A 12873-nucleotide genomic window follows, 5' to 3' on the forward strand; every position below is an offset into this window, starting at 1 on the left:
ACAATGTCATTGCGTTAGCGCAGCGTGGCGTTAGCCATATGGAACGAAGTGAAATGAAGCAATCACAACCCTGGCGATTGCTTCCCTTCCCTCGCAATGACTGTAAATATTTTTGTCCAATTACTTAGTAGATTCTGACCATGAAAAATTCAGAAAGTAGGGGCGCAGGGTCTGCGCCCAGAAACGATTCATCAATGACAGCATGAAATTTATTTACCCCAACCCGCAATGGCTATTAACTGCTGTTTGCACTATGGCAAGAGTAATATATTCAGTACAGATGTCACGTTCGCTGAAGGCTTTTTTGTCAAAGTCCATAAAATTAAGTCTGATTATAGCTTCAGCACACTTATTGCCTATTGTATCAACAAAAACAGAATATCTGACGATGGCATCAGATGGCATTTGAAAAAAGTTGTCTTGATATTGTAAATTTTTGTAAAATTGATGTCTTCAAGACTAGAAACCTGCTAATTACATGACTAAACTAAAAACTAAGTGCATCTGTACTGTTAACAATCAAAATTCTAAATGTGGCACTATAGCCTGAATGATCCCAGTCCAACTTATCATTAAAAACTTTCTCAGTTACCGTGATGCAAGTTTAGATTTTAGCGGCTTGCATACGGCGTGCATTTGTGGTTCTAATGGTGCGGGAAAATCTTCCCTTTTAGAAGCTATCACTTGGGCAACTTGGGGTGAAAGCCGTGCTACTGTTGAGGATGATGTGATTCATGCTGGTGCGAAAGAAGTCCGAATTGATTTCACTTTCCAAAGTGGTCAGCAAACTTATCGGGTAATTCGCAACCGGGTTAGGGGTGGAACTAGTATTTTAGAATTTCAAATTGAAACTCCTACTGGGTTTCGTCCTTTGACGGGTAAGGGATTAAAAGCTACTCAGGATGTCATTCTCGAACATATTAAGCTAGATTATGAGACTTTTATTAATTCGGCTTATTTGCGTCAAGGAAAAGCCGATGAATTTATGCTCAAACGTCCTGCTGAACGCAAGGAAATTTTAGCAGAGTTATTGAAACTAAATCAGTATGATGAGTTGGAAGAACGAGCCAAGGATAAAGCTAAACTTTATAGAATCCAAGGAGAAGAGTTAGAAAATTCTTTAGCAAATATCAAAATTCAACTCCAACAACGGGAAATAACGGAAACTCAACGCACTGAGTTAGAAGCGCAACTAAATAATCTACAAGAGGTGCAGGCTTTTGAAAATATTCAGTTACAAAGTTTACAGGTTATCCAACATCAAAGACAAAGTTGGGAACAGCAATTAAATTTTCTGCGGCAACGATATGATAATCTCAGTCAAGATAGCGATCGCTTACAACAAGAACAAATAGCCGTAAAGTCCCAACTAGCAGATTTAGAAAAGATTATCAATCAACAAACTGATATTCAAGCTGGTTATACTCAATATCAAAATCTGCAATCTCAAGAAGAAATCTTTGCCACTAAATTTGAACAACATACCCGCGCTACCAATTTAAAACAACAAAAACAACAACAGCTATATAAACAAACTCAAGATTTAGAACGTCAATTACAACAAGCCCAAGCTCAATTAGCAGCTTTAGAACAGCAAGAACAAGAAATTAATCAAACCCTGAGTAAATCTGGGGATATCGAAACAGCTATATTACAATTAAATACCGCCCGTCAGCATTTGACTAACTTAGATCAATTGCAAATGCAGGTAACACCATTATTACAACAAAGAGCCAGTTTGCAAACTCAATTAGATCGCACTCATGCTAGTTTAGTCGCGCGATTAGAGCAAATGCAAGCCACAGAAAAACAACTGCAAAATCAACATCACCGGCAACCCCAATTACAACAAGCAGTCATAGAAATAGGCACGCAAATTGAAGAATTAGACAAAAAGCGCGTTTATCTCCAAAGAGTCCAGGAAAAAGGACAGGAAAGACGACATTTTATTGAACGTTTGCAAGCCCACCAACGAGATTATGAAAGGTTGTTGGCAGAACTAGAACAAAAATTGCAAATGTTACAAAATCCCGATGCTAGTTGTCCTTTGTGTGAACGTCCTTTAGATGAACATCATTGGAGTAAAGTTATCGAAAAAACCCAATTAGAATATGAGGATACTCAAGGACAATTTTGGGTAGTGCGGGAACAACTCGCAGTTTCAGATCGAGAAATTCAGGTACTCCGACAAGAATATCGAGAAATATCCCAAAAATTATCAGGTTATGATTCATTGCGAGAACAACGGGGACAATTAGCCGCACAGTTAGAAGCTACAAGTGATGTCCAACAACAGTTATTACAAATTATTGCCCAAAAAGAACATTTAGAACGTTCTTTAGAAAGTGGTGATTATGCCCCTGAAAAACAGACAGAAATTCAGCAATTAGATCAATCTCTTCAACAACTTAATTATAGTGAACAAGACCACGCCCTTGCCCGCAGTGAGGTGGATAAATTACGGTGGGCAGAAATTAAACAAGGACAAATTAAAGATGCCTTAAAACGCCAAGCACAACTAACAGCTAAAAAGCCAGAATTAACAGGGAATATTACTCAATTACAATGGCAACTGCAACAGGGACAAACTGATTCTGATTGTGCCAAAGAAATTGCTAATTTAGAACAGCAAATTGCGGAAATTGCCTATAGTTCTGAACAGCATAATTATTTGCGTCAAGGTGTGCGACAAGGGCAAGTTTGGCAATTACGTCATCAACAATTATTATCAGCACAAGCACAATATCCGCAATTACTTAATAAAAGCCAAGATTTAGAAGATTCATGGCAAAGAATCCTGAAAGAAAGAGAAATATCAACTCAAGAAGTTGATCATATTGTTAAACAATTATCTAATAGTGCCAACCCCACAGCCCAAATTAATAATTTAGAACAACAATTAGCAAACCGCAGACAGGAACTAGATAATAAAATATCTCAGTTAGGACAATTAAAACAAATGTCCCTGCAATTGGAAACTTTACAAAATCAGTATGAACAAGGAATACAACAATTACAAAATTGTAAACAACAACAGCGTGTGTATCAAGAATTATCCCAAGCTTTCGGCAAAAATGGGATTCAAGCTTTAATGATTGAAAATATTTTACCTCAACTAGAAGCAGAAGCCAATCAACTACTTTCTCGATTGAGTGCGAATCAATTTCACGTCCAATTTATTACCCAAAAAGCCGGACGCAGTGGCAAATCCAGTAAGAAAAATGCCAAATTAATAGATACTTTAGATATTTTAATTGCTGATGCCAGGGGAACGAGATCCTATGAAACTTATTCAGGAGGGGAAGCTTTTAGAATTAACTTTGCCATTCGTTTAGCATTGGCAAAATTATTGGCACAAAGAGCAGGAGCATCATTACAATTATTAGTAGTAGATGAAGGTTTTGGGACTCAAGATGGGGAAGGATGCGATCGCCTAATTGCCGCCATTAACGCCATATCCGCTGATTTTGCCTGTATACTTACTGTTACCCATATGCCCCACCTCAAAGAAGCCTTCCAAGCCAGAATCGAAGTGAGTAAAAATCAGCAAGGTTCACAGTTACAATTATTGATGTAATACCCAGATCCCCGACTTCTTGGAGAAGTCGGGGATCTATATCCAATTATCTACTCATGCTGAGATTAATTACTGACTTTGACGGGCCAATCATGGATGTTTCGGAACGCTATTACCGTGTTTATCAATTGTGTCTAGAGAAAACCCGATATCCTCAACAAACAATTACAGAACTGTCTAAAGCCGAATTTTGGCAACTCAAGCGATCGCACACTCCCGAACTCCAAATTGCCCTAAAATCAGGTTTAGATGCCCAACAAGGGCAAGAATTTTCCCAAATCCGTAAACAAACAGTCCACACCCTCCCTTATTTCCAGCATGATGTTCTTGTCCCCACAGCATTAGCCGCACTCAGTCAAGTTCAAGCCGCCGGTGTTGATTTAGCCGTAATGACAATGCGAAGGGTACGAGAACTAGACTATGCCTTTAATCAACATAATTTAAGCCAATTTTTCCCAGAAAATCGCCGTTATTGTCTGAGTAACGACTATGTAAAAACCCGTGATGTCGAAGATAAACCATTGTTAATGGCTAAAGCCTTAGCCGAACTCCCCCCCGCTGCTGATAGTTGGATGGTGGGAGACACAGAGGCCGACATTACCGCCGCCAAAAAACATAATATTAAAATTATCGCTGTTGAATCTGGTATCCGCGATCGCACCCAACTAGAATCTTATCAACCTGATCTGATTATGCCAGACTTAAAAACCGCTGTAAATTTCATCCTCAACGAGTAAAAACAAAAATAATGGGAATCGGCAATAGACATCTCCGAAAATTAAATGTGCGTCGTTTGAAACCCTTGTAGAGACGTTCCATGGAACGTCTCTACAATCTGGAGAAGTCTAATGAACCAAACGTGAGTTCGACCAATAATTTTTAACCCCCCTGGTAAACCTCTCCTAAGAGGGTGTTTAAAAAGTCATGATTCATGTATCAAATATTTTGACCCCTCCCTAACCCTCCCCTTGCAAAGGGGAGGGAACTAATTTTTCCGGTTTCCCCCCAAAGCATCGGGGGGATTAAGGGGGGTAATTTAACTTGTGTGTACACGATAGCTCCAACACGGAGAGGTGTTGGGGTGAGGTTCATCGAATTCACGTTAACCAATTACCCATTACCTAACGTAAAAAACTACTTACTAACCACAGCAAGATAAAAGTCAACAACGTAGAAAACTGATTCGCCGTCATATTTATCAATGGCAATGGTAATATCAAGCCAGCAATCAGACCACCAGCAATTAAACCAGCAATTAAACTCACCAGCGTCAATAGAACTGCTCTACCAAACTTTCCTTCCTTGCGATTGAGAAAGTAAATACCAATACCGACCCCAACTACCAAGGACAGTTGTAAAACCTGTCCACCACTACCGGGATACAACAAACTCGTTGCACCCAAACCTAGATACCAGGCACCTGGTAGCAGGACATCAGTTAACGTGGGCTGATCTAAACTTCGCTGTAGCCATGCAGGAGACTGCTGACTAAGAGACTGACTTGTTTGAGGAGAAGATGGAACTCGCATTTCTGGAAATCGGATGCGCTCAGGCACTTTAATCTTACCTTCTTGGCGCATCCGCAGGCGTTCCATTAAAATCGCATCATAAGCGGCTTCAATAACTTCTCGGACACTGCCATCACCACCATGTTTTTCCAACAGGCGATTCCGAACATCCTGGATTTCATCGAAGCTTGCGTCTTCCGATACCCCAAGTTTTTCGTAGGGACTTTGATCACTCATGGGAGGTTATTACTTTAGCCTTAATCAGCGGCACTTTTTATTTTACAAAAAAACAACTTTAGATTTTATAGAAATAAAGACAACAACTAGATCAGTAACTATGTGACACACCCCACACACTCCCTTATGCCTTGCGGCACGCTTGCGCGAACAGGCGAGCGTGGGGTTCTCAGCGACTCTTCTATGAAGACATTAACTGAGCTTTAGGACCGTGTGTCCCACGGTTTTTTGGTTAAGCCGAACAATTAGCTTTTATTTTGATAGGCTGCTTTTGGTGCATTTATTTAATTGAGTTACACCTACTGTTGAAAATTATATCAAATATTTGAAAAAAAATCAAGAAAGTGTTCATTCCCCATCGCCCAACAACACTGATTAAGCTGCGCTTAATTTTGTTCGTTGGGTAATTCCTCACTCGCGCGTATTGTATTCATCTCATCACCTCCCTATCGGGTAGGTGAGAGACTTCTACTGTCTAAGCTAAATTATATGTCTTAGGCAATTTTATACATCTACTAGAATCATAGCACGAGTCGGGTCAACCGCACACAAATTCAAAAAGACTGAATTACTCATAACTTTTGCTATACCAGCATATTTACCTCTTGCCTATCCATAATAAAAATCACATTTTATGGAAATAATCAGGATAATCATTGCTCTCCCCTGTAAATTTTGAATTAGTACCAAAGTAGAACCTGCGTCCCTACGCAATCATGTTTGTTAATCCTATGCGCTTTTATAAAAAGTAATCCCTATGGCTCTTGCTAAGATTCTTGTAGTTGACGACGATCCTGCGGTTCGGAATTTAATCCAACGCTTTTTGCTCAAACAAAATTATCAAGTTGAATCTGCCGAAGATGGGAAGACTGGTATGAGTATGTTTGAACAATTTAATCCCGATTTAGTAATTTTAGATGTTAATCTGCCGGATGTAATTGGTTTTAACCTTTGTCAAGAAATGCAGAGTCGTAGTGGCGTATTTGTACTACTCCTGACCAGTAGAACCGACGAAGGTGATAAAATTCGCGGTTTTGCTAAAGGTGCTGATGACTATCTGACTAAGCCATTTGGCTTGGGAGAGTTGGAGGTAAGAGTAGCGGCTATTTTAAGGCGGCAGCGAGTTGTGACTAATGCCGAACAGCAACGCTTAATTTTTGACAAATTAACAATTGATTCTATGCGGCGGGAAGTAATGATTAATAGCGAACCCATTCCCCTAACTGCGCTGGAATTTGACTTATTATATTTTCTTGCTAGTCATCCAGCTAGAGTTTGGCGACGATCCGAACTCATTCAAGAAGTTTGGGACTATGAATATGTTGGGGATCAGCGGGTTGTGGATGTTCATATCGGTCAAATTCGTAAGAAAATTGAAATAGATCCTACTCAATCAACATTAATTCATACTATTCGTGGTGTAGGGTACAAATTTGAATGCGCTACTTCTGCCTAAAATTTGACTACCACCTGTAAACCCCCGCCAATCCCCTGGTGGGATCAAATAAATAAACTTGATTTACGAATTTAATCCAGTATTTTTATGGATTATTGATGAAATAAAGTTTCTAAGTAAACACGCGCCGCTCGGCGATCGCTCTCACCATTTTGCAGCAAAAATAATGATAAAGCCGCTGTTAAGACGCGGGTTTGATCCCAATCAGGATGGGTTTCTAAGTAGTTGTTCATGGATTCCTGTAATGTTTCGGGAATTTCCGTAAAGATAGGGACTGTGGTGTTCATAAAATTTTCCTGTAGATCAATCAAGAGAAGTTATTGGTGTTCAGTTTTACTGAGGGCTGATTCATGCCCTGTGAGGGACGTAGGGAGAAATTAAAATAAACCAGAACACAAAATTCAGATGCTGAATGAAATCAAACTAAGACTCATTATTCTGCGCTCACCAGGGGTGGATTTGTCAATGCTGCGAAATGTTAACAATTAGCAGTCAAAAATAAATATTGACGAAATAATCAGGCTTACAACTATATTTTTGTTATATAACTTTATAAAAACTCGGTTATCCACCCTGTTAGTAGCGAACAATTAACAATCCCCAATAAGTCAGCAATGACTGATTAACTCGTAGAACGTCTGTGGAAAAGTCCAAAATCACCTGTGGAAATCCTGTGGAATCAATGAGGAAAAAGCTTGTTAATAATAAGAATTACCATAATGTCAGGAAAATATGACATATCAAGCAATTAAGAGGGAACAGGGGGCAGGGAGCAATTGGTAACAAGAGTTACTCGTTAAAAGTGGGCTAAATGCACGTTAAGATAGATGGAAGTACTCAAAGGGAACAGGAAGCAGGGGGCAAGGTGGGAGTAAGGAGCAGTTAGTGACAACTGTTTTTTTTGACTGAAACTCTAAACTCTGAAACTTTAGTTTCTTCTCTGTTCCCTGTTCCCTGTTCCCTTTTTTGTAACTTATTGTAGTTTCGACAATAAAAATCTCTAATCCCGTATCCTGTAGATTCTTAAATTTTTGCCTGAGAAATTGGAATGTTAGACCAAATATTTGATTACTTAAATTTTCATTTCAGTGTTGAAGCTTCTATAGTCCTCTTAATATTAGTGATTTTAGAAGCAGTACTGTCGGCTGATAATGCGATCGCTCTCGCTGCGATCGCCCAAGGACTAGAAGACAAGAAACTAGAACGTCAAGCCCTAAATATTGGGTTAGTCTTCGCTTATGTTCTCCGCATTACCCTACTGTTAACAGCTACCTGGGTACAGAAATTTTGGCAATTTGAACTATTGGGTGCTGTTTATCTATTATGGCTAGTATTTCAACACTTCAGTTCCCAAGAAGATGAAAACAATCACCATCATGGACCACGTTTTAAATCTTTATGGCAAGCTATCCCCGTAATTGCCTTTACAGATTTAGCCTTTTCCTTGGATAGTGTCACCACAGCGATCGCCGTTTCTCAAGAAATATGGTTAGTAATCACAGGTACAACCATTGGGATTGTCACCCTCCGATTTATGGCTGGATTATTTATCCGCTGGTTAGATGAATATACAAACTTAGAAGACGCAGGCTATATCACTGTAGCATTTGTGGGTTTACGTCTCTTATTAAAAGTCATCAACGACGATTTAGTCCCACCAGAATGGCTCGTAGTGACTGCCATTGGGATCATCTTAGCCTGGGGCTTCTCTAAACGCAACGTTGTAGAATTAGCCCCAGAAGAAAAGGAAAAAGCTGAAGTATCGAAGTGATTAGGGAACAGGTAACAGGGAACAGGGAACAGTTTTACTACCCATTACCCATTACCCATTACCAATCCCTAACTACTCACTTAACCAAGGTGTAGAATGAGGTTGCCAAGCGACTAACTCCTCTTCCTTAAACCACAGCGCAATTTCTGTTTGAGCGGTTTCTTGAGCATCAGAACCATGAATGAGGTTACGACCGACATTAACACCAAAATCGCCGCGAATTGTGCCTGGTTCTGCTGTTAAAGGGTTGGTTGCGCCAATAATTTTTCTGGCTGCTGCCACAACGCCCTCACCTTGCCAAACCATTGCTACCACAGGACTAGAAATGATAAATTCCACTAAACCAGGGAAAAAAGGTCTTTCACGGTGAACATCATAATGTTTTTCCGCTAATTCCTTACTGACTTTCATAAACTTTAAACCCACCAGGGTAAAGCCTTTGGTTTCAAATCGGCGGATAATTTCACCCACTAGTCCGCGCTGGACACCGTCAGGCTTAATTGCTAAAAATGTGCGTTCCAAATCTGTCTCCAAAAACATAATCTAATTTTGATGGGTTAATTGTCAGTTGTATTGATGTCTCTTGTCTAGTAGTTTTGCGAATTTTCCCGAAAAATTTGCAGAGATCAGGGAATTAAGCAAAGATAGTTTTCTTTTCTTTCTGGTCAAAACCTAGTAGTCTGTCAACCCGAAAATGACGGGTGAAGGCAAGCAGGGGGAGAAGAGAGGCACCGGTGACAGGGGAGGGAAGAACAGAAGTTTTTTCCGATCATTACCCGTCAAAATAAATTTGACGAACTACTAGCAAGGCTTACTTACCCCTCTATGGGTAGCGCAACATGGTATTAACCATACTTCTAATTACTAATTCTTAATCAGAAATTATTTCTAGTTGTATATCCGTTACCAGACTATTTTGTTAAATTGTTATTTCGTGGGCGCAATACAGAGGTCAGGAAAAAATGGGTGTCGAGTCAACCGCTGATGAGATTGTGAAAATGCCATCTAATGGGCATAAATCCGAACTAAAACGCCAAAAAAAGAAACAACTGTTAGTACCTAGTACAAGTACAGGAGATTTACCTGCGCCTTGGAAAATTGAGAACAGTGAAGACCTTTACCGCATTGAAGGTTGGGGACAGCCTTATTTTTCGATTAATGCGGCTGGTCATGTTACTGTTTCTCCCAAGGGTGAACGCGGTGGGTCATTAGACTTGTTTGAGTTGGTAAATGCTTTAAAGCAGCGTAATTTGGGTCTGCCCATGTTAATCCGGTTTTCTGATATTTTGGAAGACCGAATTGAGCGGTTAAACGCTTGTTTTGCTAAGGCGATCGCTCGCTATAACTATCCTGGTGTATATCGGGGAGTATTTCCAGTTAAGTGTAATCAACAACGCCACCTGATCGAAGATTTAGTTCGGTTTGGTAAACCTCATCAATTTGGTTTAGAAGCAGGTTCTAAGCCAGAATTAATGATTGCTCTGGCTTTGTTGGATACACCAGGAGCATTGTTAATTTGCAACGGCTACAAAGACCAGGAATACATCGAAACAGCGATGTTAGCCCAAAAACTAGGACAAACACCAGTTATCGTCCTAGAGCAAATTGAAGAGGTAGATTTAGCTATTACGGCTAGTCGTCAATTAGGCATTAAGCCCATCTTAGGAGTAAGAGCGAAATTAAGTACCCAAGGAATGGGACGTTGGGGAACTTCCACAGGCGATCGCGCTAAATTTGGGTTAACAATTCCTGAAATTATGGAAGCTGTGGAAAAATTAGGTGCAGCCGACTTACTCGGTTCTTTGCAATTATTACACTTCCACATTGGTTCTCAAATCTCCGCGATCAATGTCATTAAAGATGCCATCCAAGAAGCCAGCCGCATTTATGTAGAATTGGCAATGTTAGGGGCAGATATGAAGTATTTAGACGTTGGTGGCGGCTTAGGTGTAGATTACGATGGCTCTCAAACCAATTTCTACACCTCGAAAAACTACAATATGCAAAACTATGCTAACGATATCGTAGCAGAGTTAAAAGACACCTGTGATGAAAAGCATATTCCCGTACCAACGCTAGTTAGTGAAAGTGGTCGGGCGATTTCTTCCCACCAATCGGTTTTAATCTTTGATGTTCTCAGCACCAGTGATGTGCCTCTTGATCCCCCTTCTCCTCACCAAGAGGGAGAATCCCCAATCATTAAATATCTCTGGGAAACCTACCAATCCATTAATAAGGAAAATTACCAAGAGTTCTATCACGATGCTGCTCAATTTAAAGAAGAAGCCATCAGTCGTTTCAACTTAGGAATTTTGCGCCTCAACGAACGCGCTAAAGCCGAGCGTCTTTACTGGGCTTGTTGTCAAAAAGTTTTAACTCTTATCCGTCAGGAAGAATACGTACCTGATGAGTTGGAAGACCTGGAAAAAATTATGGCTTCCATTTACTACATCAATCTTTCAGTGTTTCAATCAGCACCAGATTGTTGGGCGATAGATCAACTATTTCCCATTATGCCCATACATCGCCTTGATGAAGAACCAACTCGCAGAGGAATTTTAGCGGACTTAACCTGTGATAGTGATGGAAAAATAGACCGCTTTATAGATTTACGGGATGTCAAATCAGTTTTAGAACTGCACAAATTTGAGCCGGGGAAACCCTATTATCTAGGAATGTTCCTGAATGGAGCGTACCAGGAAATTATGGGAAATTTACATAACCTCTTCGGTGATACTAACGCTGTTCACATTAATTTAACCCCCAAGGGTTATCAAATTGAACACGTTGTCAAGGGCGATACCATGAGTGAAGTTTTAAGCTATGTCCAGTATGATTCTGAAGACATGATAGAAAATATTCGCCAACGTTGTGAGCGAGCTTTAGAAGAGCAGCATATCACCATAACAGAGTCCCAGCGACTACTACAAACTTACGAGCAAAGTTTACAACGGTATACTTACTTGAATAGTCATTAGTTATTGGTCATTAGTCATTAGTTATTGGTCATTAGTTAGTAGTAAATTACAGCCGATAGCTGACAACTGACAACTGACAAATGACCACTGACTAAATTGAGTTTGTTCCCAATAATTCGGCGATCGCTTGGTGTTCTAAAGGCTTTTGAGAAGGTGGAGTTTGACGAGCATCAGTAATTAACCAATCTAAAGCCGCAGCTTGGACATCAATTGATGCCCCCGTCTTATCCACACAATAACGTCCAAACACCAGCTTATCTACCAAACGCACACCTGGAGCTAAACGCGACCATTCAAAAATCACACTGTTATCTACAGTCGCACCACTGCAAATCCAACAATTTGGACCAATCATCGCCGGACCAATGATTTTTGCGCCATCCTCAATTTTAGTCATTCCCCCAATATAAACAGGTCCAGTAATATCTACTTTATCCCAATTTACAGATACATTTAATCCAGTAAAAATACCTGGAAAAACTTCATGTCCAGGGATTTGTACATTCTTAATTTCCCCTGATAAAACACCACGAATTGCTCGCCAATAATCAGGAACTTTACCAATATCTACCCATTCAAAATCCATAGGAATGGCGTAAAAAGGGGCATTATCTGCCACAAGTTGGGGAAATAATTGGCCACCAATGTCATACTCCATCCCAGAGGGTATATACCTAAACACCTCTGGCTCAAAAATATAAATACCTGTATTGATATTAGTGCTAAGAGCTTCTTCAACAGTTGGTTTTTCTTGGAAAGCTTGAATGCGATTATCGTCGTCCGTAACTACCACACCATAACTAGAAACTTCTTCCTTGGGAACTGATTTGGTAATAATAGTAGCGATCGCCCCTTTGGATTTATGCCACTTTACCGCCGCAGTTAAATCTAAATCAATTAAAGCATCACCACACAACACTACAAATGTGTCGTCAAAAAATGGGGAAAAATCTTGAATCCGACGCATACCCCCAGCCGAACCAATAGCCTCACCGACGAGTTTACCGTCATCATCAATTTTACCTTCAAAAGAATAGGCAATCTGCACTCCAAACCGCTGACCATCTCGGAAATAACTTTCTATTTCCTCCGCCAAATGGCTGACATTGACCATAATTTCGTCAAAGCCATGTTGACGTAATAACTCCAGCAAAAATTCCATAACCGGCTTTTGCAGTATAGGAATCATCGGTTTGGGAATTGTATACGTAATGGGACGGATACGAGTACCCTTTCCCGCAGCAAGAATCATCGCTTTCATAAAATTTTATTTCCTTTGTCAGTTGTCAGTTGTCAGTTGCACAAGAATATTTCTCCCCTTTTACTTCCCCCACTTCCCCCACTTC

At 40.1% G+C, this 12873-nt stretch carries 9 protein-coding genes; 5 read left to right on the forward strand and 4 right to left on the reverse strand.

The annotated features are described in order from the left end of the window. The first annotated feature begins 550 nt into the window (after positions 1-550). Positions 551-3577 (forward strand): exonuclease subunit SbcC, encoded by a 3027-nt coding sequence (sbcC, locus tag IQ228_RS10155; RefSeq protein WP_193962789.1) that lies wholly within the window; start codon positions 551-553, stop codon positions 3575-3577. A gap of 56 nt (positions 3578-3633) precedes the next feature. Beyond that, complete coding sequence (locus tag IQ228_RS10160; RefSeq protein ID WP_193962790.1) at positions 3634-4314, forward strand: HAD family hydrolase; 681 nt, start codon at positions 3634-3636, stop codon at positions 4312-4314. A gap of 384 nt (positions 4315-4698) precedes the next feature. Here IQ228_RS10160 and IQ228_RS10165 read toward each other — a convergent pair whose 3' ends face one another. Next, positions 4699-5322 carry a CPP1-like family protein gene (locus IQ228_RS10165; RefSeq protein ID WP_027401372.1) on the reverse strand — a complete coding sequence of 208 codons (624 nt, stop codon included), beginning with the start codon at positions 5320-5322 and terminating at the stop codon, positions 4699-4701. Between the two features lie 757 nt (positions 5323-6079). Between IQ228_RS10165 and IQ228_RS10170 the strand changes: the two genes are divergently transcribed. Next, entirely contained in the window at positions 6080-6778 is a 699-nt protein-coding gene (locus IQ228_RS10170; protein ID WP_027401371.1) for a response regulator transcription factor, read from the forward strand. A gap of 92 nt (positions 6779-6870) precedes the next feature. Here IQ228_RS10170 and IQ228_RS10175 read toward each other — a convergent pair whose 3' ends face one another. Then, a complete protein-coding gene (locus IQ228_RS10175; RefSeq protein ID WP_027401370.1) occupies positions 6871-7065 on the reverse strand; it encodes a DUF2811 domain-containing protein in 195 nt (64 codons plus the stop codon). Between the two features lie 761 nt (positions 7066-7826). Between IQ228_RS10175 and IQ228_RS10180 the strand changes: the two genes are divergently transcribed. Beyond that, positions 7827-8549 (forward strand): TerC family protein, encoded by a 723-nt coding sequence (locus IQ228_RS10180; protein ID WP_027401369.1) that lies wholly within the window; start codon positions 7827-7829, stop codon positions 8547-8549. A 72-nt stretch (positions 8550-8621) separates the two neighbouring features. Here the strand turns inward: IQ228_RS10180 and ndk are convergent, their stop codons facing one another. Continuing rightward, positions 8622-9071, reverse strand: coding sequence for a nucleoside-diphosphate kinase (gene ndk / locus IQ228_RS10185; RefSeq protein WP_027401368.1), 450 nt, complete (start codon positions 9069-9071; stop codon positions 8622-8624). A gap of 440 nt (positions 9072-9511) precedes the next feature. Between ndk and speA the strand changes: the two genes are divergently transcribed. Beyond that, positions 9512-11527 carry a biosynthetic arginine decarboxylase gene (speA, locus tag IQ228_RS10190; protein WP_027401367.1) on the forward strand — a complete coding sequence of 672 codons (2016 nt, stop codon included), beginning with the start codon at positions 9512-9514 and terminating at the stop codon, positions 11525-11527. A 91-nt stretch (positions 11528-11618) separates the two neighbouring features. Here the strand turns inward: speA and IQ228_RS10195 are convergent, their stop codons facing one another. Next, complete coding sequence (locus tag IQ228_RS10195; protein WP_027401366.1) at positions 11619-12788, reverse strand: sugar phosphate nucleotidyltransferase; 1170 nt, start codon at positions 12786-12788, stop codon at positions 11619-11621. Between the last annotated feature and the right edge of the window lie 85 nt (positions 12789-12873).

The organism is Dolichospermum sp. LEGE 00246 (assembly GCF_015207865.1).
Lineage (GTDB): Bacteria > Cyanobacteriota > Cyanobacteriia > Cyanobacteriales > Nostocaceae > Dolichospermum > Dolichospermum heterosporum.